Annotated in this window: 16 protein-coding genes; 6 read left to right on the top strand and 10 right to left on the bottom strand. The window is 38.3% G+C overall.

The window, feature by feature from the left end; translation table 11 throughout:
• Positions 1-89: 89 nt before the first annotated feature.
• The gene (locus tag ACSHXM_RS01055) at positions 90-2,081 is read left to right on the top strand and encodes a sulfatase family protein (RefSeq protein WP_435686860.1); all 1,992 of its coding nucleotides are present in this window, start codon (positions 90-92) and stop codon (positions 2,079-2,081) included.
• Positions 2,082-2,169: 88 nt separating this feature from the next.
• The gene (locus tag ACSHXM_RS01050) at positions 2,170-3,066 is read left to right on the top strand and encodes a sterol desaturase family protein (RefSeq protein WP_435686859.1); all 897 of its coding nucleotides are present in this window, start codon (positions 2,170-2,172) and stop codon (positions 3,064-3,066) included.
• Positions 3,067-3,264: 198 nt separating this feature from the next.
• Here ACSHXM_RS01050 and fbaA read toward each other — a convergent pair whose 3' ends face one another.
• The 6 genes from fbaA to ACSHXM_RS01020 all read right to left on the bottom strand — a co-directional run bounded on the left by fbaA (position 3,265) and on the right by ACSHXM_RS01020 (position 13,616).
• Positions 3,265-4,350 (bottom strand): class II fructose-bisphosphate aldolase, encoded by a 1,086-nt coding sequence (gene fbaA / locus ACSHXM_RS01045; protein WP_435686858.1) that lies wholly within the window; start codon positions 4,348-4,350, stop codon positions 3,265-3,267.
• Between the two features lie 265 nt (positions 4,351-4,615).
• On the bottom strand, positions 4,616-6,277 hold the full coding sequence (locus tag ACSHXM_RS01040; RefSeq protein WP_435686857.1) for a nucleoside transporter: 1,662 nt from the start codon (positions 6,275-6,277) through the stop codon (positions 4,616-4,618).
• A gap of 157 nt (positions 6,278-6,434) precedes the next feature.
• Positions 6,435-7,727: an L-rhamnose catabolism isomerase gene (gene rhaI / locus ACSHXM_RS01035; RefSeq protein ID WP_435686856.1), complete on the bottom strand. Its 1,293-nt coding sequence runs from the start codon at positions 7,725-7,727 to the stop codon at positions 6,435-6,437.
• A 24-nt stretch (positions 7,728-7,751) separates the two neighbouring features.
• Positions 7,752-9,944 (bottom strand): bifunctional rhamnulose-1-phosphate aldolase/short-chain dehydrogenase, encoded by a 2,193-nt coding sequence (locus ACSHXM_RS01030; protein ID WP_435686855.1) that lies wholly within the window; start codon positions 9,942-9,944, stop codon positions 7,752-7,754.
• Positions 9,945-10,256: 312 nt separating this feature from the next.
• The gene (gene uxaC / locus ACSHXM_RS01025) at positions 10,257-11,684 is read right to left on the bottom strand and encodes a glucuronate isomerase (RefSeq protein ID WP_435686854.1); all 1,428 of its coding nucleotides are present in this window, start codon (positions 11,682-11,684) and stop codon (positions 10,257-10,259) included.
• Positions 11,685-11,921: 237 nt separating this feature from the next.
• A complete protein-coding gene (locus ACSHXM_RS01020) occupies positions 11,922-13,616 on the bottom strand; it encodes a hypothetical protein (RefSeq protein WP_435686853.1) in 1,695 nt (564 codons plus the stop codon).
• A gap of 452 nt (positions 13,617-14,068) precedes the next feature.
• On the opposite strand from ACSHXM_RS01020, the gene ACSHXM_RS01015 reads away from it, so the two are divergent.
• Entirely contained in the window at positions 14,069-14,782 is a 714-nt protein-coding gene (locus tag ACSHXM_RS01015) for a FadR/GntR family transcriptional regulator (RefSeq protein WP_435686852.1), read from the top strand.
• 31 nt (positions 14,783-14,813) lie between these two features.
• On the opposite strand, the gene ACSHXM_RS01010 is transcribed toward ACSHXM_RS01015, so the two are convergent.
• Entirely contained in the window at positions 14,814-16,478 is a 1,665-nt protein-coding gene (locus ACSHXM_RS01010) for a DUF4955 domain-containing protein (protein ID WP_435686851.1), read from the bottom strand.
• 216 nt (positions 16,479-16,694) lie between these two features.
• Here ACSHXM_RS01010 and ACSHXM_RS01005 point away from each other — a divergent pair, with 216 nt between their 5' ends.
• Both ACSHXM_RS01005 and ACSHXM_RS01000 read left to right on the top strand, forming a co-directional pair.
• Positions 16,695-17,435 (top strand): FadR/GntR family transcriptional regulator, encoded by a 741-nt coding sequence (locus ACSHXM_RS01005; RefSeq protein WP_435686850.1) that lies wholly within the window; start codon positions 16,695-16,697, stop codon positions 17,433-17,435.
• 214 nt (positions 17,436-17,649) lie between these two features.
• Positions 17,650-18,912, top strand: a complete 1,263-nt coding sequence (locus tag ACSHXM_RS01000; RefSeq protein WP_435686849.1) for a glycoside hydrolase family 88/105 protein — start codon at positions 17,650-17,652, stop codon at positions 18,910-18,912.
• Between the two features lie 54 nt (positions 18,913-18,966).
• Here the strand turns inward: ACSHXM_RS01000 and moeB are convergent, their stop codons facing one another.
• Genes moeB through ffh form a run of 3 tightly spaced genes read right to left on the bottom strand, consistent with a single transcriptional unit; the run spans position 18,967 to position 23,414 of the window.
• Entirely contained in the window at positions 18,967-19,749 is a 783-nt protein-coding gene (moeB, locus tag ACSHXM_RS00995) for a molybdopterin-synthase adenylyltransferase MoeB (protein WP_435686848.1), read from the bottom strand.
• Complete coding sequence (locus ACSHXM_RS00990; RefSeq protein ID WP_435686847.1) at positions 19,742-21,997, bottom strand: EAL domain-containing protein; 2,256 nt, start codon at positions 21,995-21,997, stop codon at positions 19,742-19,744. The genes moeB and ACSHXM_RS00990 overlap by 8 nt, the downstream gene beginning before the upstream one ends.
• A 31-nt stretch (positions 21,998-22,028) precedes the next feature.
• The gene (gene ffh / locus ACSHXM_RS00985; RefSeq protein WP_435686846.1) at positions 22,029-23,414 is read right to left on the bottom strand and encodes a signal recognition particle protein; all 1,386 of its coding nucleotides are present in this window, start codon (positions 23,412-23,414) and stop codon (positions 22,029-22,031) included.
• A 268-nt stretch (positions 23,415-23,682) separates the two neighbouring features.
• Between ffh and ACSHXM_RS00980 the strand changes: the two genes are divergently transcribed.
• Positions 23,683-24,474 (top strand): cytochrome C assembly family protein, encoded by a 792-nt coding sequence (locus ACSHXM_RS00980; protein WP_435686845.1) that lies wholly within the window; start codon positions 23,683-23,685, stop codon positions 24,472-24,474.
• The last annotated feature ends 37 nt before the right edge of the window (positions 24,475-24,511 follow it).

Genomic DNA, 24,511 nt, shown 5'->3' with positions numbered 1-24,511 from the left:
AGGTTTCTAAACTCTCACGGCCACCTTGTATCTATTATAGAAACAAATTAACATGAGGACTATCCAATAGTTCTTATGTGAGAGTGTTAATGTTTGTTTTACGTTCCGCAACAAACATAATTAATTTGTTAAAAAAAACGCAAAATTTGTTTGTGCAATATTACCTAATATTTGCAGCTAGTATTTTAGCATTTACGGGATGTCAGCATACTCAGTTACAATCTCATACTCCCCCACAAAAAAAACCTAATTTTGTTTGGTTAATATCAGAAGATAACTCGCCAGATTATTTACGTTTATATAATAAAAATGGCGCCGTAACCCCCAATATAGAAGCTTTAGCAAAACATGGGCTGCAATTTAACAACGCTTATTCAACAACGCCCGTATGTTCTACAGCTAGAAGTACATTAGCCTTAGGAATGTATGCACCCAGTACAGGTACTATGCATCACAGAGCATTTACTAAAGCTAATTATGACGGCCAACTTAAAACCATTTATCAATTAATGAAAGAAGGCGGATATTACGTTACTAATAATGCTAAAACGGATTTTAATTTTGCAGTCAAAAACCAAGCATTATTTTCTGAGGAGGGGAAATTAGCTCACTGGCGAAATAGAGCACAGGATCAAGCATTTTTCCATACTCAAACATTTACCATAACCCATGAAAGTCGTGTGTTATTTCCCGCTAGTGATCTAATAACTGTGCCGACTCAGCATCAAGTGAGTCAAATGAAAGTAAAAGAAAACCACCCTGATACCCCTTTATTTAGATACACCCAAGCCAGGTATCTAGATTTACATACTCAGCTAGATAAACAAATTGGCACAGTGATTAAACAGCTAAAAGAAGATAAACAGCTAGAAAGCACTTTCGTATTTTATTTTAGTGATCATGGTGGTGTGCTGCCTGGCTCCAAAGGTTACGCCAATGAATCTGGCTTAAAGATCCCGTTGCTTGTGAGAATACCTAAAAACTACCGCCATTTAGTGAGCAAAACCTTATTAAACAACACCCAAGTGGATGGTTTTATCAGTTTTGTAGATTTGCCGCCTACTCTTTTAAAACTCGCTGGGTTAGAGCAGTATACGGCCCATCAAGGTAAAGCATTTTTATCTAAAGAACTACATTTAGACCAAATTAACAGAAGAAATACCATATTCGGATTTGCCGATAGATTTGGTGAAAAATCTGATTTAGTTAGAACAATTCGTGTAGGTAAATACAAATATGTTAGGCACTTTACACCCATGAACCCAGATGGGTTATTTCAAAATTACCGCTATAAAAGTGCTGCTTTTCAAGAATGGAAAAGCTTATTTAAAGCAGGAAAACTTAATCATAATCAAGCCGCATTTTTTAAACAAAAGCCTATAGAAGCTTTGTTCGATCTAAATGAAGATCCACAAGAATTAACTAACTTAGCAAACCAAGATAAGTATAAACCTATCATTGTGACTTTACGGAAAAAGTTATTTACCAGCCTAAAATCTCTTCCGGATTTAGGTTTTATCCCTGAGTCTTACCAAACGAAATCACCCAACAACAATACTCTACAATATGCGTCTTTTCAGCAACAAAACATTGCCAAGTATATTGATATCACCAACCTAACCTTGTCTCCTTTCTCTGAAGTCCAAAAACGTATAGAACAACTATTAAAAAACGGAACTGAGCTTGAAAAATATTGGACGTTAATGACTCTCACCACTTTTGGAACACAAGCCAAAAATCAAATTGAACAAGTAAAAGGTTTACTCAAACAAAGTAGTGATTCCACAATTTCCCATCATTTGGTTAAAGCTCGAGCCATTGAGTTCTTAGCTCATCTAGAAGCAGTCAACCCAACCAGAGCCATTGAAGAGTTAATTTATACAGCGGATAGCCCTTTACAAGCTTTAGAAATTATGAACATTGCCGCGATATTAAAAGACAAGTATACCACCCCATTTCACGTTCAGTTACCCCCAAATTGGTTAAAAACACCTGATAAGTCATCTGAAAATTATCTCAGTCAAAAAATGCTTATTGGTTCATTAAAGGCCAGAATGTTATACCTAAATGACAAGGGCTAATATGTGATATTCACTATGAAATGCGTTAAAAACTAATGTATGGTCATTAATTAAAGTGAATGCTCAGTGGCCAAAGTAGGAAATTGATATGGATACATCTAAACAACGCACTTTTTTATGGTCGTTACCTCAACCAATATTTGTTTTAACGTTAACCATACTAACTGCTAGTGCTTGTGTATCGGGTTGGATAAAACCATGGAGCTTAGTGGGCTGGGTAACTTGGCTGTCTTTTCCATTCTTTTTGCTATTAGAACGTATTATTCCCAAACGAAAAGATTGGTTTCTTAATAAATATGATTTAGCAATCGATGCCTTCTGGGTTTTAGCAACCTACTTATTTTGGATACCACTTTATGCTAGGCATTATGACTCCCACATTGAACATATATTTAGTGCGATTCGCGAACCACTAGGTATAACATTTAGATTCGAAGCCAATACAATAAGTGGCCTAATATTGATGGCATTTTGTTGCTTATTAGCTCGTGAATTTATTGGTTATTGGGCACACAGAGTGCAGCACAGGTTTTTATTCTTATGGCGCATTCATGCCACACATCACCATATTACAAAAATGAGTGTATGCCGCACAGATAGAACGCATCCCCTTGAGTTTATCGGATTAAACCTAGGCTCAGCCGTAGTTATGCCATTATTAGGTGCGAGCAGTGATGTAGTAGCGGTGATGATAATGTTTGTTTTAACCACAGTACATATCAACCACTGCAATTTACCGCTCACAGCGGGTGTATACGGCAAGGTATTTACCACGCCAGAATGGCATCAAGTTCATCACTCCCTTAATTACCAAGAAAGTAATACAAACTATGGCTGTGTATTGATTATATGGGATCGTATTTTTGGTACTTTTTCAAACAAGCAAAATATCACACAGGTGGGAAATGGTTCAGGTAAAAAGTTATCTTTATGGACACAATTAATTTTGCCCCTTTTATCTAACAATTCAATAAAGAAACTTTAATTGAGTTTAACAAGAAACATTCTGAGATAAGTTTTTATTATTAATAGATGCCTAGCTTTGAACATAGGCTCTAACGCAAGCGCGTTGATATTTTGCAGCATACAAACGACGAAATCTTGTTTGCTATACATAGATTACCTGACAAGCAACAAACAAATACTCCTCTTGCAGAGCAAGAGGAGTGCAGGAAAGTCATTCTTACCTAGTTTTATACCTCTCAACACAATTCAACTCTTTAAAAGCCAGTATTAGGCGATCTGCCATACCTTCTTCTAACTTACGTAACCAAACGCGAGGATCATAATATTTTTTATTAGGCGCATCTGGATCTGAATCGTTGCCTATTTGAGTATGTAAAGAATCTTTATTATCTTGATAATAATCTAACACCCCTTTCCAACTTGCCCATTGAGTATCAGTGTCAATGTTCATTTTTATCACGCCGTAACTGATACCTTCTTCAATTTCAGCAGGTGTAGAACCAGATCCACCGTGGAAAACAAAGTTAAGAGAGTTGTCTGGTAAGTTATGCTTTTTAGACACATAAACCTGAGAGTTTTTCAAAATTACCGGAGTAAGATTAACGTTGCCAGGCTTATATACCCCATGCACATTGCCAAATGAGGCAGCGATAGTGAAATGGTCACTTATCTTACTCAACTCTTCGTAGGCATAACTCACGTCTTCTGGTTGAGTGTAAAGTAATGAATTATCGATATCAGTGTTATCAACACCATCTTCTTCACCACCTGTACAACCTAGTTCGATTTCAATGGAAATATCCATTTTATCCATTCTGGCTAAATAATCTTTGCAAGTGGAGATGTTTTCTTCCAATGGCTCTTCAGATAAATCTAACATATGTGAACTAAATAAAGGTTTACCTGTACGAGCATAGAGTTCTTCACTTTCTACAAGTAACCCGTCTATCCAAGGTAATAACTTTTTAGCGGCATGGTCGGTATGCAGAATAACTGGGATACCATAATGTTTTGCGACATTATGAATGTGATACGCCGCAGCAATAGCGCCAACAATAGCCGGCTGATGACCTGTTAATGGAGCTCCTTTTCCACAGAAAAAAGCCGAACCACTATAAGAAAGTTGGATAATTATAGGGGACTGAATTCTATGTGCAGCTTCAAGCGCTGCATTGATTGAATTGGTACTCACTACGTTAACGCCTGGGTAGGCGAACTTATTTTCACGAGCTACGCGGTATAAGGTATCTAAATCCTTACCACTCACTACACCAGCGGGTACTAAATCTACTAAATTTGTCATTAAAAAAAACCTCCAATAGGCTCTGTAGGATACAAAAGGATTGTAAATCTTTGATTTTTATTATTATTTTTTATCGTTCGGTGCATATATTTGCACCTTAACGTAGTTGTTTATTTATCAACTAAATAAACAACAAATAGATTACAACGAAAAAGCAGTGATTAATGACACCAAAATATAGCGTTACCAATCACTGCTTATTATTATCACATTAACCAAGAGCATACTCAAAAACTTAAATTGAATACCTCTTTCCGTTTAGATATTAATCACCATCGTTGCTAGCGACATATGCATAGGTCGCAGTGACGAAATAAATAAGGGTAGGAACAATTAACCAAGTAGTAATAGTTTCAATATCGTTATTCACATAAGACATGATCCCCATATACAAACAGGCTAACAAGGCGCCCCAAGAAACGTACTTAGACATAGTTGCCACGACGGGTACATCGTTTGAACTTGAAGATTCAATTGCATTTTCAGAGGCTAAATAAGTTGCTTCGGTTTCTTTACGCTTTAACTCTGCTTGCTCAGCAGCTTGTGCTTCTGGGTAACTGTCTTTAGCTCCCATTGATGAGGCAAGCACGATGTACATCACAGTAGAGAATAACCATAATGGCACCAAAACAAAGAATAAGTGTAATAGGCCAGCTTGCTCAACAGCAACACCAACAATCATAGACACAATCCATGTAACAAAGGCAGCGATGTTTGTAGTATTGCCTTTATAACTTGACCAATAACGCGTTAAACCAATTTTAGGGAATATCCAGTGTTCGGTAACAATAATCGCCCCTACTGGCGCTAACAATAAGCCCATATATCCGACAAAGCCTAATAAACCAGAGAATACAAATGGCGAACAGGCGATGATAGTCGTAATGATACCTACTACGATAGTCACCTTAGTGCGACCCCATGCACTGTTTAATGAACTAAATGCCAAACCAGCACGATAAATAGTGGGGTTAGAGGTTGTCCAACCAGCAATAATAACCGCTAAAATACCAGACGCGCCTAAAGCAGTATAAGCTACCGAACCAGGGTCAATGGCTGTAATGCTGGTTTTAAGAAGAATAGCTGCACCTGCACCCATAATGCCCGCACAAACCCAAGCCATGTAGTGGCCAATAAACATGCCAAGAGCTGAGAAATAACCATATTTGGCACTTTTTGCGAAACGCAGTAAAGTCATATCGCCTAAGCTGCCGTGCATAGCTAAGTTAGCAACCCATGCAAAAGCGATGACATGCCAAATACCTACTTCACCTTCAGTGTCTTTCCAAATAGATTCACTAGCGACCGTTAGAAAGTCGTCAAAACTACTGATGCCTTCAACGCCAGCTGTAGCTCCAATTGTGGTAGGCATCATGACTAAAGCACCAACGAAAAACATGAGTATCATCCAAGGTGCGCACACTTCAGCAAAAGCGGCCAGTTTTTTAAAACCTTTTACTGCCATGTAAACCACCACAGCACCAACACCAAGAACAACTAGCACAAAACGCATATCAGAAGGTAAATAACCCACTTGGTCTTCAATTCCAAACAAGATCCTGACAGCTGAAGCGGATACGGTAATCATGGCGCCTGCGAGCACACAGAACAGGATACCGTTAACCACGCTATACAATTTGATGGTACCTGGCCCAGCAATTTTTTCTAAGTATGCATATAGTGTTAAACGGGTATCAGTCGCGATAGGTGCAGTAATTAAACCCCAGGTCAATACCGCAAGTAAATTACCAAATAGCAACCCTACTAGAACGTCGGCTGCCCCGACCCCCCAAGCAACAAACAATGCGCCAATAACAAACTCTGTTCCGGCCACATGTTCACCGGCATAACTGGCAGCAAAGGTTTTTGGCCCTTGTAGTTTTTGAGGTGAGACGGGTTTAATTTCAAATTCTTCAGCTGTAGACATTTTGCCTCCGATATCACTAGTCGAGTAGTATTACATTGCTAGTGCTAATTATTATTTTTTGCTCGGTCTATTTTCGTTCTATTACAAAAAACTCAAAGACACTAGTACCAATTGGCCCTTGCATCTTTGAGTTTTGTTTTTTCATTATTCTAGAAATTTATACGATTCCAGAACCATTTCCACCCGTGTTTGGACGTTCAACACCAGCTTGTGCACGATATCCAGACTTACGGTAAACCGCAATTGGATCAATCGCTCCACCTTTTTGTAAACGCGCCATTTCTAGGATTGGCGATACGTCAGTTGTAAAGGCTTTCTTCAATATATTACTACACATCAGTGCATCGTTAGCGGTTTGATAACCAGTTAATTTTTCACGGTCAACAATCAATGCTGACACATAAGAACGTTGCACACTGGCAGCTGAGTTCATCAAACTTTCAATCGGGTCAGTCACATTATGTGATTGATCTAACATGTAGTTAGGCCCAAATTCAGCTTGTTGACGATATTCTGCATCCACTAATTCATTAAAAATTAAGAATTGCTGATACGGGTGTAAACTACCACTATCTAAATCATCGTCACCATATTTAGAGTCATTAAAGTGGAAGCCACCTAATTTCTTGAATTGGATCAAACGAGATACGATCATTTCGATATTAACGTTTGGTGCATGGTGTCCTAAATCAACTAAAGACTTAGCTTGTGGACCCAGTTCCATGGCTGCTAGTACATTGCTGCCCCAATCTTGAATGATAGTTGAGTAAAAAGCAGGTTCGAACATTTTATGCTCGATATGCAATTCCCAATCAGCAGGAAGACCAGCATAGATTGTTTTCATGCTTTCTAAATAACGCTCAAAAGCATGTTGGAAATGTTGTTGACCCGGATGGTTAGAACCATCACCCACCCAAACTGTTAGCGTCTTTGAGTCCAACGCCTTACCGTATTCAATACAATCAAGGTTATGCTGAATCGCTAAGTCACGTGACGCTTGACTAGTGTTACTCAAGCTACCGTACTTAAAACTATGCTCTTGACCAGGTTGGTCTTGGAAAGTGTTTGAGTTGATCGAGTCCCACTTCAAATTAAGATTGTCAGAAGTTTGTTTAAGTTCTGAAAAATCATCTACTTTATCCCATGGGAAGTGCGGCGAAACACGTTCGGTACACTGAGATAGATCATTAATGACAGCACTATCTTCTAATTTTTCCCAAATATTGCGAGGTTCACCTTCACCAGGAAAACGAGCAAAACGTGTTCCGCCCGTTCCCGTTCCCCAAGAAGGAACGGCGATTTGGAACTCTTGCGCTTTGGCAGTAATTTCATCTATGTTGATACCTTCACGAGATAACTTGTTACCTAGTGCTTGATAATCTTCTTTAAGATCCGCTTCTAACTTAGCGTTTTCTTCGGCAATAAGCCCTTTATCAATACGTTGAGTCATAATAATTCCTAATTCGTTCGTAACTTAGCGTAAAAACGCTTCGTGTAAACCACCGTCTACACTAATAATTTGACCAGTTGTTTTGCTTAACTGACCCGAAACCATCAAATATGCCGCTTCAGCTTGATCAGCCGGTGTAATTGGAGATTTAGTTAATGTGCGCTGAGCATAGAACATAGCTAACTTATCGCGTAACTCATCATCTGAATCATCTTTACCAAATTCAACATTGTATTTAGTCAAAGAAGCAATAACACGGTCACGTGGGAACATAGTACTGCCTTTTACTACGGTAGCAGGTGCTAGTCCATTCACATTGACTAATGGCGATAATTCAACGGCTAATTCACGTACTAAGTGATTTGCGGCGGCTTTACTTGTGTCGTAAGCCAACGAACCTTTTTTCGCTACAGCTGCATTAACACTAGTGGTTAATACCATAGCGCCTTTCAACCCTTGCGCTGTCCAAATTTTGTTTGCTTCTGTGCCTACAATGTAGCCACCTTTAACATTTACCGCAAAACTCACATCAAACTGTTGATCATCACTCATGCCCGCTTGACCTGGAGCCAAGAACACACCAGCAGTAACGATAACTTTATCAATTCCACCGTAGGCTAAGGTAACCTGTTCAAACATCTTCTGAACACTTTCACGGTCAGTAATATTTACTGCTTGTGCAATAGCAGGACCACAACCAGAAATACCTGTACCCGCTACACCGATACCTTGACCGTATATAGCTGCTAATTCATCAGCGGTTTTTTGAGCCGCTTCAAAACGTAGGTCAGCACAAACTACGTGAGCACCTTCTCTTGCAACACGAAATGCTGTTTCTTTACCAATACCGTCACCCGCACCAATAACAACAACAACATCGCGAGCTAAAGGCGCTTCTTTAGGCATACGCTGTAACTTAGCTTCTTCTAGTGCCCAATATTCAATATCAAATGCTTCTTGTTGAGGCAATGCAGTGTATTCACTGATTGCTTCTGCACCGCGCATCACTTCGATAGCACAGTTATAGAATTCAGTAGTCACACGTGATTCTGACTTATTTTTACCCCAACCAATAATCCCCACGCCTGGGATTAGAATAACTGTAGGGCTTGGATCACGCATGGCTGGAGAATCATCACGCTTACATGCGTCGTAATAAGCTTTATATTCAACTCGATATTGTTCGATACCAGCATTTAGTTTTTCAACCAAGGTTTCAAAGCTGTCTGCTTTTGGATTGAAATCAATATATAAAGGTTGAATTTTTGTACGTAAGAAATGGTCAGGACATGATGTCCCCAACTTAGCTAATCTAGGTGCATCAACGCTATTGACGAAACGTAATGCTGTTTCATCTGACTGAACAGTGCCAATAAATTTAACTTTATTCGATAAAATACCGCGAGCTACAGGCAAAAATTTAGCTAATAACGCAGTGCGGTCTTCTTCAGACAAACTCTCAACCTTAGCACCACCAAATGTTTTATCACCTTTGTCGTGTTCTTCAATATAACGGGCTGCTGTTTCGATAACCCATAAAGAAGTTTCATAACAACTTTTGCTTTCAGATTCCCAGTTAGTATGACCGTGTTGGCCAAGTAAAATACCAATACTATCTGGTTTTGCTGCATATGCATCTTCACACACTTTGGCCGCTTCCCAACCAGGGCGCATCCATGGCACATAGGCCATTTTGCCATCCCAAACCTTTTCAGTTAATGCTTCTTGATCTTTACAAGATGCAATAGCGATAACAGCATTTGGATGTAAATGGTCAACATGTTTATCTGCAATCATTGAGTGTAAAGGAGTATCAATTGATGACGCTCTTGGGTTCAAACAAAAGTTACAATGTTTGTACATACCAATCATGGCATCTTCACCAGCTTGCTTATAACCTTTGTCGTCACGAGCCTGGTAAGTAGCATCTAAAGCATTCAATTTGCCTTGATATAAAGAAGAAAAGTTCTCTACTTTAGCGGTACGTAAATCACCACCCGATCCTTTTACCCATAAAACGACAACTTCTTCGCCCGTTAGAGGATCAATTTCAGTTAGTTTAGCTGAAGTGTTGCCACCACCTGTATTCGTTATACGTTGGTCAGCTCCTAGAATATTCGAACGATAAACTAGGCTTTCAATAGGTGTTAACTTATCTGCGACGGCATCGTCCCAGTTATAATCAACATGTTTAAATTCATTCTTTTTGCTTGGCATCTTCTGTTTAACTCCAGCGATTGATGTACAAGAAGCTCTTGTTCCAAATTGTTAACGTAATTTTACATTTAAGAAAAACATAGTCAAGCATTTTCAATCATTTTCGCTCACAAGCATTGCTAACCCCTTTACAACAACGCTTGTTATATACAATATATGACTGAAATTGTTAGTAAAAGGTTAAAATCAAACAAAATGAAATGTTAAATATTAAGTAAAAAAAAGCCGACTATGGATAGCCGGCTCACATTTTTATACACAATAAGAGTTACTTTTTATTGATGATTGCATTCATCTTAGTCAAGTCAATTTTTATAAATCATAGGCTTGTTTAACCAAGGTATAAGTTAAATCATACGAAATCTTTTCTGCTTGGGCTTCGGTTAATCTATGATCTGAAACTAGTTCAGCTAAACAGGCACAATCCATTCGCCTAGCCACATCATGTCTTGCTGGAATAGACAAAAATGCTCGCGTATCATCATTAAAGCCTACTGTATTATAAAAACCGGCAGTTTCAGTGACTTGTTGTCGGTAACGGCGCATTCCTTCTGGACTGTCATGGAACCACCAAGCCGGACCTAATTTCAACGCAGGATAATGCCCTGCAAGTGGCGCTAATTCCCGTGTGTAATTAGTCTCATCTAATGTAAAGACAATAACCTTAAATTTAGGATGTGAACCATATTTGTTTAACAACGGACGTAAATTGTGCACATATTCAGTGGCAACAGGTACGTCAGCGCCTTTGTCTCGGCCAAACTGTTCAAACAAAGATTGATTGTGATTGCGGTATACCCCTGGGTGTATTTGCATCACTAACCCATCTTCAATACTCATAGTCGCCATTTCTGTCAACATCTGTGCACGGAAACGGTCAGCTTCTTCAGCAGTGAAGTCTGTAGAGCGAATAGTTTGATACAAAGCTTCTTTATCTTCATCAGACAAATCTAACGTACGCGCTGTAGCATGCCCATGATCAGTAGAAGTAGCGCCCATCTCTTTAAAGTAATGTCGACGATTTTGTAAACTGGCTAAGTAACCAGCAAAAGTGTCAATATTGATTTGGGTAATCTCAGCGAGTCTAGCTAAATTATCTTCAAACCCTTCAAACTCGGGATCTGTGACATTGTCTGGGCGAAACGCCGTAATAACTTTTCCCGTCCAACCACTTTCTTTTATTGTTTTATGATGTTTTAAATCATCAAGTGCACCTTCTGTGGTGGCAATCACCTCTATATTGAAGCGTTCAAATAAAGCACGTGGTTTAAAAGAATCTAACTGCAGGGCATCTGTAATTTGTTGATAGTAACTATCTGCATTATCTTCACTTAACGCTTCTTCAATATTAAACACGTTTACAAATACGTAATCTAACCAAGTACGGGTGGGTGTGCCTAAAAATAAGTAGTAATGTTTAGCGAATGTTCGCCACACTTGTTTAGGGTCCGTTTCAACAGGTATCTCTTGGCCGTCAGTTGTTTTACTTACAAAACCCAAAGATTGCATAGGTATACCGTAACTATGCAACATACGTAATAAGTAATGATCGGGTTGGACCAATAATTCGGTGGCATTTGAAAAATTTTCATTTTCAGCAAACCAACTTGGATCAGTATGCCCATGAGGACTCACAATAGGCAGGTCCTTGATCTTATTATAAAGGCGTCGAGCGATGTCCCTTTGGATGGGATCTGAGCTAAATAAGCGATCTGGGTGTAAGGTTAATGTTTCAGCCACAGTTTGTTCCTAATATACAGTTTACAATTCGTTAAGGCTTAAATCTAAATCAAATAAACCTGTCGAGTTACCCAACACTAAATTGGTAAGGCCACCGTTCCAATTTAAACAAAAATAGATAATTAATCAAGTATTTTCACAAAAGAGGGATATTGCAGGGTTAGGTGTAAGTGCAGGCCTAACAGCGTTAATAGGGCGAGTTAGGCCTGCACACCTAACACACCCAAGCAATTGTATTTATTGCGTTTTAGCCACTTCAAGTTTAAGAATATTGGCCTCTAAAAAATAGAAATCTGCGTACACAATCGATGTATTAATTTCACTTGCATTAGGTAAATTACCAGTAGCCTCGGCTAATACAAAACCTAGGTCGTAATCTTGACCTTTAGCCTTTGACGTCAGGTAGTTATTCGTTAATTCTGCCATGATGTTATCTGCTAACAACACAGCTTTATCTTTTTGTACTTTGTCCTCAGTATGCAAAGCTAAACGATACAATGCAGCGGCATACAGTGCTGCAGCAGACGTATCCTTAGGAATATGAGTAGCCGTTATGTCGTAAGCTTGAGTGCCACATGGAGCCACAAAATCTTCATGAACATAGTCTTCACCATATACTGATTTCTTATCAGCTAAAAACGCAAGAGTATCATCAGCAATGATAGACTTATCTACCTTGATAGGCGCATAACCTACATAGGGCAATATATCGTTCTCAATTTGAAAGTCACATAAACCAAGTAGGTGAGAGTAGCGGGCAGTATCAGCATGCTGATTAGCAGCTATTTCAGCAGCATCTGGACGTTCTGCGTAGTAATCCCAATCTGGAACAAACTCATCGCCCAATAATTTTTCGATTGAAGCGACTAAACGTTTAACATGAGAATCAAAATCAGGAATATCTAAGTCAGTCCCCTTTACCTTCAAAGCCTCTAGCACAGTAACATAACCATAAAGTGACCACCCTTGACCTCGAGCCCAAGCAGATATATTACCGGCCCCTTGCCAATTACCAGGTTTCATTTCACCATAGTCAAATACATGATACGCAATAGGAAATTGTTTATCGGCATCGCCAGCTTCGTAAAAATAATGATTAATCAGCGTATGTTTTGCATGAGAATAAGCGAGATCTCTATGAGCTTGGTCAGTACTATCGAACATGTATTCTAAATTCATCATGTTGTCTACGATCACTGGAAACGCCCAAGGTTTTGCAAGACTTAATAGTAGCCTATTGGTCTGTTCACCATTTTTGATGTGGGCTAGATATTGCGCCTCCCAGTCCCAAGACTTAATTAATCCAACTTTTTCGTCATAACGTGTCGCAAGAGTATTTCGTCCTACAGCCAAAGCTTCTTGGTATTCGCTGCGTAAATCTTCTGATAATTCAGCATATTCTAACGCTTCTCCAAAAGAATCATTCAGCAAAAAGCCTAAATCATGAGTAGAACCACGCTTAGTTTCAGATATTAACGCAGCTTGGTAAAACTGGGCTTTACTCAGTACCTTTTCTTTTTGAGATAGTGTAAATCCGCTTATATCTTGGTTAACCGCCAATAATTTCCATAACAACCCGGGATAAAACCCATTCGTCCATTTGGTTAATCTTTCCATATATATGGCGTTGTGTTCCATTGCTCTAGGAAAACAAATTGCCTGCTCTTTTTCACAACTCTGAGCTAATTTAAGGTTTTTGTTAGCATCAACTGAGGCAATCATTTTTAGATATTGATCTTTTACGAAAGTTAAGTTATTCCTAGCATCAGCTGTGTCAAATTGTAGAGGTGCATCAAGCGTACCCTTCTCAATCTCGCTGATAACAGGTTCACTAATTGCTTTATCAATGTTTTTTGTAGCGTCAATTTGAGCACTTTGCTCTGAACAAGCCAGCAAACATAAACTGACTAAAACACTCATATATATTTTCATCTAAACAACCTCTTTCATTCAACCCAAATCGTCAAATCATAAGTCGTTGGTAACTGACCATGATTAAGATTTAACTGCCACTTAATCAACAATCAACCTGACTACCTTTAAGCAGCATCAGTAACCAACAAATTAATATTTTAATCTATCTTTAAGCGATTAATTTAACATCACTAAAATCAAAATTAAAGACAAATGTGTAAAGCGGCCTTACCAAATGACATGTGACATACGACACTAATATTGTTGAATATACAATTTTGCATACAGAGATAAAAAATAATAAGGAACAACGGCCACTTAGCACAAATACCGCTTGAATTATTGGTAATGCCACTTTACCATCACAAATAACTAAAGAAGCCATTGATTTCCCTACCGATAAATACAAGTTCACTATCGCAACGTTTGGGCATGAGTTGGTTATCTTTAAACTAGATTTAAGGGTAAGTATGGAATTACAAGCAATAAAAACTGACAGGCTATATGTAAAAGTAGCAGAACAACTTTCGAAATTGATTAATGACGGAGTGATACCCCCAGGTAAACGACTGCCATCTGAGCGAGAGTTAGCTGAAAAACTTGATGTGAGCCGCCCAACAATTCGCGAAGCTATGATTGCACTCGAGTTGTCAGGGATAGTTGAAATAAAAACTGGCTCTGGTATTTATGTGACAGAGCGAAAGCCTTTTCTTACTATCGAAGACAAAGGAATTGGTCCATTTGAAATTTTGGACACTAGGCTAATCATAGAAAGCGAAGCCTGTGCCCTAGCTGCCGAACATATTACAGATGCTCAAGTTCAACAGTTAAAAGATACAATTGTTGAAATGGAAGAAGAAGAGAAGAGACCCGATGCCTCTGAAAAGGCCGATTGGAAGTTTCACAATATTATTGCCAGAGCAAGCCAAAACAGTGCAATGTCTACCGTAGTCGATTGGTTATGGCAGTTACGAAGTCAATCAGATTTAAGTTCGGCATTTGCGATTAGATTACGAGAAGATGGCGTTCACCCCAGTATTCAAGACCATAAAGATATAGTCTCAGCCCTAGAGAAACGTGATCCAGAACAAGCTAAAATGGCCATGCAAACACATATTAAAAAGGCCACTGCAGCAGCCTCAACCTATTTTGAAAGTGATCCATTTTCTAAAATAAAGCTATAGTTAAACGTCTTCATTAAACAAACTATTGTCGCTAAGGAAGGTACTTTTTTTGTAAGGTTTTCCACTCAATCAGTGCCTCGCGCATCCAAATGGGTGTATTACCCAACCTTGAGGTTAATTGCGACTCATAAAGGGAGTCTAATGCCACGTTTTGCCCAAAACTTGAAACATGCTCAACCTGCCTTGGATTATACCCAGTTGCACTGCCTTCATAACCAATTAACATAGGGTTTACGGCAGTATAGAAAGTGTAGTTTTGCTCTTTAGGAGCTTGAATGTCCCAAAAATTAAATTTATCTTTGTGCCACTCCCCGACTTTGTCACCAGTTTGTTTAAAATTCCAAAACACTAACCCTTCCAAATGATTTGGCAAATTCTTATAACTTCCTCCCCAACCACCAAATCCCTTTGACGTTACCTTATCGAATAAGGTGAAACGAGGATTTCCACCATGAGAGTCGATTCCCCGTGACTCAGGGCTAATAAAACGCCAGATCACATTTCCCACTGATAAATGAGATGCCCCAGGGCCATGCCATTGGCCATGATTGGTTTTATCTATATTAAGTCCAATTAAATTTCTGGTTCCAAACTTGATACCAAATGAAGCATGTCCTCTATTACCTTCGATTACATTTAGTAAAATGTTATTAGCCACTCCACCAGAAATATTAGCTGCATCAGATACGTTTTCAAAAACAAGATTACGAACCCATGAATGAGTTGTATACATAAGTGAAATAGCGGTATATCCAGAGTCATGATAAGCATTTTTGTGATGCACAAAGTTCTGATTGAAATTTCCGGTAAACCTTAAATTTTCTATACCTACTCCCGTAATATAATTGATGGAATGCACTTTCCACCCATAATTTGATTTTATGCGGGTCAACAAAGGTTGCCTAAAATACAGTCGGTCATCCACCACTTTCTCTAGCTCTAATGTTTCTTTTACCTGAACCCCTTTTTGCAAAATCGATTGCCAATTAAAACGTGGCTTTTTACCTAACAAAAAATCATCATTCGCTTGTGTATTTTGCATTTGTAACGTTATTAAATCTCCTGCGTTGAACCGCTCAGGATGTTCAACGCGAATATACTGAGCACCTTGTTTTACATCGGCGATGATTAAGGAGGTTTGTTTATATTTTCCAACTTTGCTGGTAGATGGTGCGGAAACGTTTTTGGGCCTAAACTGGATCATTGCAGGCACTGTCCACTTCTTAGCAGGATCTGCAGGAGAAAGTGCCCGTTGCATAAATAAATGTGTGCCGTTTTTGCTATTTCCACTGCCTCTTAAAACAATATTTGAACTTCCAATATTTAGAGGGCTCCCATCTAACTTAGTGTTAATTAGAAAACGTCCTTTAGGGAAAGTTACTACACCTCCACCTGCCAATTCAGCAGCATTTATGGCCTTTTGAATACTTTGTTTGTCAGTAATGTTGTCGTTAGCAACTGCACCATAATCTGCTACAGAAAAAACGGGTAAATCTTTATCTACGGCAGCGGATTCTGAATAATTTATACCCACTGCCGAATAATCAATTAGCTTTGTATTCGGATTATTTAAATAACGTTGCCAGGGTTTAATCACTTCACTGGAGTCCACGTTTAGCAAATTATTATTATGCTGAAGCTGATTACATGCCAAAAACATGGTAACAAACAACATTAATACACCAGATTTACTCATTACACCCATACTTAAAGCCTTATCAATTTACATATTTTTAAACAAAGCTAAATTAACAAAATTATAATTTGCAATAATTTAGCTGTTATGAATAAATGATATCTTACAAGCAATTGCAAATGCAGAGCAAGCGCTATTTGATCTAGCAAATATGGTGTTCTTCTGTGCAATTTGATATGCTCGCCACTATAAATGCATAGGAACAGCCTACTAAATATGACTTCATTCAATTTAGCTCGAGTACAAAAATCGGGTGGTCTTACAACAGAATTAGTTGAATCCCTTAGAGCAGAAATCCTCAAAGGTAATCTTAAGATAGGTGACAAGCTCCCTTCTTCAAAAATCATCGAACAACAATCGGGTGTTAGCCGCAGTGTTGTTAGGGAAGCCATTGCTCAACTTAAAGCCGAAGGTTTGGTTGATAGTAAACAAGGTGTTGGTGTATTTGTAACTTCAAAGAAAAATGATAAATCTTTTCAAATCACTAAAGCTGAATTTGAGTCAATTCATAACGCCATTCAAATTCTTGAATTACGTATGTCGGTTGAAGTTGAAATGGGTGCCATGGCCGCACTCAAGCGTTCTGAAGAACAAATGGAAAACATCACTAAGTGCATGTTAGATATGGAGAAAAAGATTGCGGATGGTGAAGACTCTATTGCAGAAGACTTTGCCTTTCATAAAGCCATAGCCGATGCTTCTGGTAACCCATATTTTAGACGTTTTATTGATTATATTGGTTCAGGTGTCATCCCAGCACGAGAAATGATCACTAACTATGAAAATGGATTTGGTGGGGATAAATTACTGTCGGTTATTCAAGAAGAGCATAGACAAATATGTAGAGCGATAAAAGCTCAAGACAGTGATTTAGCCAGAGCTTCGATTAAAGCACACTTAGGCAACAGCATAAAAAGACATAGCCAAATTGAAGAGTCGTTCTCTACAGATACATAATTTTTATAACGATTAAATAAAATCAAACTCATATTCAGGTATGAGTTTGTTAACATCCTTATCTACACTCCCCCTTTTTTACCATTTATTATATCTTCTTCGCTTATGTAAGCCTCCAATTTCTAAATCTTAAACCAATCACTTGTCTGATATCTGATTGAAATGTATTATGTGTAATTAGTAACCTAAATAATTAATTTGTTAGATATTAATCATGGAATCCAAAATGTATTTGTCTAAAGCCATAGTTTTAAGCAGTTTAGTAATCGTCAGTTGTATTAAGTTATCTTTTGCCAGTAGCCAAGTTGTTTTGAGTGCACAAGCTAATAAAAAATCAGTGTATCAAGCCATGCAAAAAGTCGCCGATTGGCAAATGGCCCAATTTGATTCAAAGACCTATCTATTTAAAGGTTATGACGATGGCGCACATATGGCTCCTACTGACGAAAGTAGCCATCCTCAAGGTTGGGTTTACGCGGCTTTTTATGTGGGAATGGCCAGAATGGCTAAACTGTCCAGTGAACAAGGTAATGAACAATATTACGAACAGTTGTTAGACATTGCAAAAAACGGTAATTATTTATTTGCCCCCCGTATCTACAATGCAGACGACTATGCTATAGGTCAACTCTATTTAGATTTATACGAAAAGTATCCAAAAGACGAAATTCTGGCTCCTCTAAAAGTTATTTTCTCTATCATTTTACAAAGCCCCTCTACAACCAGTCTCACATACGAAGATGTGACACAGAAGTCCCCTATCACTAATAAATTGTTTGTCGACGAATTTGGCCACCGAAAATTTAACTTACGTCCTTGTAAAAATCGTTGGTGTTGGGCTGATGCATTATTCATGGGGCCACCAGTTTGGATCCATTTAAGCAAAGTAACAGGCGATAAACGTTATCTAGACTTTGCCAACAAAGAACTATGGGAAACTGTCAATCTGTTGTGGGATAATGAAGATCATTTGTTTTTCAGAGATACGCGCTTTTTTGACAAACGTGAACCTAATGGTGAAAAAGTCATATGGGCTAGAGGTGTCGGTTGGGTCGCAGCAGGTTTAGCTAGAATTTTAGAACACCTACCTAAAACCCATCAAAACCGTCATCAATACGAAGATATTTTTAAAAAGATGATGGCTCGTTTAGCTAAGGCACAACAAGCAGATGGTTTATGGCGCCCTTCGGTACTTGATCCTCAAACCAAACCTTTTAAAGAAACCAGTGGTACAGGTTTAATGGCTTTTGCTTTTGCATCTGGTATCAATCAAGGGATCTTAGACAAGAAAACTTTTCTACCTGTTGCTGAAAAAGCATGGGCCGCTCTAATATCAGCGGTGCAACCTAGCGGTAAATTAGGTTGGGTACAACAAATAGGTGAAGCGCCGGATAACGTATCTGCCGAAGATACACAAGTTTATGCAACAGGGGCTTTCTTATTAACGGGTAGTGAGCTTTATAAATTATACAATTAATATACTAATAAGATGAATCGGTTATGGCTGAATAGGCCATAACCGATAAATTGACTAAATGTTACAAGCAGTACACTCAGACGACTTTTTCACTTTAAATGTTTGCCATTGCATACTAGAGCCATCAAATAACATCAGTTTATTTACTAAAGGTTCGCCAAACTCGGTTAATACTTTTATGGTTTCTAAGGCTTGCATAGCACCAATAATCCCCACTATTGGAGACATAACCCCTGCTTCAACACAACTCAGGTTGTGTTCAACAAACAAGTTACTTAAACACTGATAACAAGCATTTTTAGTATTAGGAATAAAACTCGAAATTTGACCTTCCATGCGAATAGCAGCGCCAGAAATAAGCGGTGTTTTTGAATTTATTGAAACCTGATTCAACCTGTTCCTTGTGGTCAAATTATCTGAACAATCGATAATAATATCGTGATAATCTACTAATTCGTCTAACTCTTGTTCATCTAAACGTTTTTCAATACAGTCGATTTTACAGTCAGGGTTAATTAATAATAAAGTCTGCTTTGCTGAAAGGACTTTCGCAGTACCAATATCTTTATGACCATGCAAGACTTGTCTATGCAGGTTGGATAATTCGACTTTATCATCATCGACTAACGTCATTGAACCAATCCCTGCTCCCACTATATATTGCGCCGCTGCGCAACCTAGACCACCTACCCCAATTAACAGCACGCTGCTATTGATTAACGTTTCTTGTTTATCCAAATCAAATCCCGGCAACAATATTTGCCGGCTATACTGCATAGCTTGTTGAGTCGAGATTGGTTTATGTGTGGGTGGATTATGCGTTAGTGTTTTATGCATGAGTGTAGTTTTTTATAAACTTAACAAAGTCTTGCTCAGGTAAGGGGCGGCTAAAGTAATAACCTTGAATTTCATCACATCCCAAAGATTTTAGTAAAGACTGTTGTTCAAGCTCTTCTACGCCTTCGGCAATCAAAGTTAGATTTAAGTTTCGGCCTAGTTCAATAATAGTACGCACAATTGATTGATCAGCTTCATCTGTGACAATCTGCCCTACAAATGACTGGTCTATTTTAAGTTTGTCGATATTGAACTTTTTTAAATAACTTAACGACGAATAACCTGTGCCAAAATCATCAATCGCCAATTTGACCCCCAGTTTTTTGAGTGACGAGAGCATTTCTAAGGTCTCAACTTCGTTATAAATTATCACGCCTTCGGTAATCTCTAACTCTAGATTGTGTGCGGGTAACTTAGTTTCTTCCAGTACTTGAGTCACCTTACTTAGAAAATCTGCCCTAGCAAACTGCACGGGAGAAATGTTTACCGCAATAACCAAGTCTTCAAACCCTTGGCTAACAAGTTGATAGGCTTTTTCGCAAGCGGAACGTAAAATCCAATCTCCAAGTTCGACAATTAAACCAGCTGACTCCGCTAAAGGAATAAATTCACCTGGAGAAACCCATTCGTTATCCCTTTGCCATCGAATCAGTACTTCTGCACCAATTATTTTTTCAGTCATCAATGATAATTGAGGCTGAAAATAAAGTTCAAACTTTTCATCCACAAGGGCCGATTTCAAATCAGTCACTAGTTTTTGTTGGTGGGCTATTTTAGCTCCCAACTCAGGGTTAAATACCACATAACTTTTATCATCACTACGTGCAGACTTATCAAGGGCGGCCAAGGAATTAATATGTAACTGAGTATAGTTTTCACCGTGTTCTGGAAAACACGTAAAACCAAAGTCCAACTTTACTTGGTATTGATAGTGAAATTCCTGAGAGCTAACCTTTTGTTCTATTTCTGCTACTAATTGGTCAATTTGGGATTTATCCAAATAGAAAGTACTGATTAAAGCAAAACTTTTTTCACCTGTTCTGTACGCTTCACAACTACCATCGCCAATTTGGCTAATAATCTTTTGTATCGATACTCCCACCTCTTTGACTACTTGGGATGCGGCAGTTAAACCACTACTAGAAACCAATTGTCCGTATGAGCGAATCTCAATTAAACCTAATGAAAAACGTTGTTGATTAGCACTCAACTCACCCACAGCCCTTTCTAGTTCGTAACGTTTTTTAAGACCTGTGTCAGGATCATGACTGGCACGATATTCCAGTTCTTTTTCCACTTCTTTACGAGCGGTAATATCATTTAAGTGAATATCCCATTGCTGTTGGTCCGCCAACCAATGTATTTCACATTGAAAATAGTATTCGTTAATTGCGTATTCAAAAGACAATGAATCTATATTTTCATCTGCCAGAATGATCTGTTGATAGGAATTAAGGTTGGCCGCGAGTAAAAACTCGGCTTGCCCCAGTGGTTTACCTAATTTAGCTAAAACTCGGTCGCTGGCGGGATTACAAAAAGTCACTTTATTTTTTGCATCTAAACTAATAACAGGATTAGGGTTTCGTTTTGGAAATAAAGACAAACGGTCGTTATCAGCTGCACTGATCAAATAAGCTTTCCAAGCTTTCACTACGCTAAATACAATGAATAAGGTAGCAAATGCGTAAAACAATACAAAAAAGTTAACCGTACCTAAATCTCGAATGATATAACTTTCAGATTTTTCTACATTCTCTTTTGTTAACTCAATAAGCTGTTTAATGTTAGGCGTAATTGCAGACCTTACCTCACTCAATTGAGCTAAATGGTCGCGAGCTAAATCCCACTTCGTATTTTCAGATCGAATATTTTCGATGAATAAATCTGTAATTTGATTAAATGTATGTAAATTATTTCTAGTGACAATAAGTGGCGAAATTTCGCCGTAAATATCAAATAACGCGCTTAACTCATCTTGAGAGCTTTGCCTAGTATGTAAATATCCGAGCGCTAATTTACTTTCATCTTCAGTTGCATAAAACTCGTATAAGAATCGCTCTTGTTCAATTACGCTGTTGTTAAGTTCTCGGAGTAAATCGTAGGTAGGTAACTTTTGGGTAATCAAACCTTTTGTATTATCAGCTATTTGGTTTCCTGTGTAATATATAAAACCGCTGATCAACACTCCCAAAAGCAATATAACCACAAAGATTATATTGATATAGGAGTGTGAAGGTTTATTGGTCATAGATACAAGGTCTATTAAATTTTATTAGAATTTATCTTGGTGGAAACATGCCACCCATTCCACCTGGACCACCGGGAGGCATCATACCTTTCATATTCCGCATCATTTTTTTCATGCCGCCACCGGACATTTTTTTCATCATTTTCTGCATTTGTGTAAATTGTTTCAACATGCGGTTTACGTCTTGGATTTGGGTCCCGGAACCTGCTGCAATGCGACGTTTCCTGCTACCTTTAATCACTTCAGGTTTAGCTCTTTCTAAAGCAGTCATTGAGTTAATAATGGCTTCCATTTGATTGAAAGACTTATCATTGGCTTTATCTTTTATTTGTGCCGACATATTGCCCATACCAGGCATTTTGTCCATAAGTGACATCATGCCACCCATATTACGCATTTGTTCAAGCTGTTCTTTAAAGTCTTGTAAATCGAAGCCTTTGCCTTTTTGTACTTTCTTCGCAAGTTTTTGGGCTTTATCTTTGTCGACTTTACGTTCAACTTCTTCAATCAAACTAAGCACATCACCCATGCCCAATATACGAGAAGCAACTCGCTCTGGGTGGAATGGTTCTAATGCATCTAGCTTTTCGCCCATACCTAAGAACTTAATAGGTTTACCAGTAATATGCCTTACTGACAGTGCAGCACCACCGCGGGCGTCACCATCCGTTTTGGTTAAAATAACCCCAGTAAGAGGAAGCGCTTCATTAAACGCTTTAGCTGTATTTGCCGCATCTTGACCTGTCATGGCATCGACTACAAATAACGTTTCGACAGGATCAATTGCTTTGTGTAACGCTTGAATTTCCCCCATCATTTCACTGTCTACGTGCAAACGACCCGCTGTATCAACTAATAGAACATCAAAAAACTGTTTGCGTGCAAACTCGATGGCACCTTCAACAATATCAATAGGTTTTTGTTCAATTGAAGATGGGAAAAAACCTACATCAACTTCGCCGGCTAGGGTCTCTAGTTGTTTAATTGCTGCTGGACGGTATACGTCAGCACTAACAACTAAAACCTTTTTCTTATCACGTTGTTTTAACAACGCGGCTAACTTACCGACACTCGTGGTTTTACCAGCACCCTGTAAACCTGCCATCAAAACAACAGCCGGTGGTTGAGCAGCCAAATTTAATGATTCGTTAACCTGCCCCATGACTGATTCTAGTTCAGACTGGACAATCTTAATAAACACTTGGCCCGGGTTTAAACTTTTACTCACTTCAGTGCCAACGGCTCTTGTTTTCACCTGACTGATAAATTCACGAACAACAGGCAAAGCAACGTCAGCTTCTAACAGCGCCATTCTTACTTCACGTAAGGTGTCTTTAATATTATCTTCGGTTAGACGACCACGGCCGCTAATATCTTTAAGAGTTTTACTTAATCGTTCTGTGAGATTCTCGAACATCTGCTTTTATTACCTACAATTGTTATTACTTTAATTATATCGAATGTGAGACCAGATAAGAATGTTTAATAACGCCGCTTATTAATAACTTACAATATTTATTAAAACTGAAGCATCTTTAAAGCTTAAAATGACAACTTTTATGTCATGTATTCAAAAATAATGATAGTTTTAACCTAGTTAACCACAATGACGCCATCTGACGGACTTATTTAAAATTCATGTTATTCCAAAGTGTAAAATTATTCGCTGATTTAAAGGCTGATATATGTTGTTAGATTATATTTGTTTTGCTTTTTATCTATTCACATCTGGAATCATTGTTGCTGGTATGTTTCAGGAACAAGGGCCAAACAAAACACTTTCAATCGCAACCGCAGTTGTGGCGATCGTATTACATACATTCATTTTAAAAAGTACGATATTGATAGAACCCGGCCAAAACATGAGCATTCTAAATGTGGCTTCTATTGTCGGTTGGATCATCAGCATTACCATGCTTAGCGCCTCATTTAAATTGCCCAATACTATTTTATTACCCGTGGTATACGGGTTTACAGGAATTTTAGTATTATTAAGCAACGCAATGCCTGGTGCACACGTTGTGCAAATGAACATCCAACCAAGCTTAATCATTCATGTTAGTTTGGCTCTTTTCGCATACGCTTGTTTAGGTATTGCATTTTTATACGCCTTACAACTCTTCTATATCAACTTGAGATTAAAAGAAAAAAACGCCTCTATATTACATTCTTCATTACCTCCATTAATGGCAGTTGAACATATTTTGTTTAAGCTACTATTGGTTGGAACCGTACTTCTCACCTTATCTTTAATTAGTGGGTTTATCTTTTTAGACAATATGTTTACTAAAGAACAAGCCCACAAAACCGTGTTATCTTTAATTGCTTGGGTTATTTACACCACCATTGTTTTCGGCCACGCAAAATTTGGTTGGCGAGGTAAACCCGTGATTACATCAACCATAATCGGTAGCGTAATCCTTACCTTAGCCTACTTCGGCAGTCGTTTTGTTAGAGAAGTGCTACTTAACGCTTGAATACAAACTCAATAGCACTTAAAGTTCGACTTCACTT

It is taken from the genome of Paraglaciecola sp. (genome assembly GCF_051252315.1).
Lineage (GTDB): Bacteria > Pseudomonadota > Gammaproteobacteria > Enterobacterales > Alteromonadaceae > Paraglaciecola.
The sequence above is the reverse complement of the archived record's forward strand: the minus strand, read 5'-3'. Positions and strand labels throughout refer to the sequence as shown.

Bases quoted from the DNA above. Each gene is read 5' to 3' on its own strand.
- fbaA (WP_435686858.1), bottom strand. From the start codon at position 4,350: ATGACAAATTTAGTAGATTTAGTACCCGCTGGTGTAGTGAGTGGTAAG.
- moeB (WP_435686848.1), bottom strand. From the start codon at position 19,749: ATGCATAAAACACTAACGCATAATCCACCCACACATAAACCAATCTCG.
- ACSHXM_RS01040 (WP_435686857.1), bottom strand. From the start codon at position 6,277: ATGTCTACAGCTGAAGAATTTGAAATTAAACCCGTCTCACCTCAAAAA.
- ACSHXM_RS01005 (WP_435686850.1), top strand. From the start codon at position 16,695: ATGACTTCATTCAATTTAGCTCGAGTACAAAAATCGGGTGGTCTTACA.
- ACSHXM_RS00980 (WP_435686845.1), top strand. From the start codon at position 23,683: ATGTTGTTAGATTATATTTGTTTTGCTTTTTATCTATTCACATCTGGA.
- ACSHXM_RS01015 (WP_435686852.1), top strand. From the start codon at position 14,069: ATGGAATTACAAGCAATAAAAACTGACAGGCTATATGTAAAAGTAGCA.
- ACSHXM_RS01055 (WP_435686860.1), top strand. From the start codon at position 90: ATGTTTGTTTTACGTTCCGCAACAAACATAATTAATTTGTTAAAAAAA.
- ACSHXM_RS01030 (WP_435686855.1), bottom strand. From the start codon at position 9,944: ATGCCAAGCAAAAAGAATGAATTTAAACATGTTGATTATAACTGGGAC.
- ACSHXM_RS01020 (WP_435686853.1), bottom strand. From the start codon at position 13,616: ATGAAAATATATATGAGTGTTTTAGTCAGTTTATGTTTGCTGGCTTGT.
- ACSHXM_RS01050 (WP_435686859.1), top strand. From the start codon at position 2,170: ATGGATACATCTAAACAACGCACTTTTTTATGGTCGTTACCTCAACCA.
- rhaI (WP_435686856.1), bottom strand. From the start codon at position 7,727: ATGACTCAACGTATTGATAAAGGGCTTATTGCCGAAGAAAACGCTAAG.
- ACSHXM_RS01000 (WP_435686849.1), top strand. From the start codon at position 17,650: ATGGAATCCAAAATGTATTTGTCTAAAGCCATAGTTTTAAGCAGTTTA.
- ACSHXM_RS00990 (WP_435686847.1), bottom strand. From the start codon at position 21,997: ATGACCAATAAACCTTCACACTCCTATATCAATATAATCTTTGTGGTT.
- ACSHXM_RS01010 (WP_435686851.1), bottom strand. From the start codon at position 16,478: ATGAGTAAATCTGGTGTATTAATGTTGTTTGTTACCATGTTTTTGGCA.
- ffh (WP_435686846.1), bottom strand. From the start codon at position 23,414: ATGTTCGAGAATCTCACAGAACGATTAAGTAAAACTCTTAAAGATATT.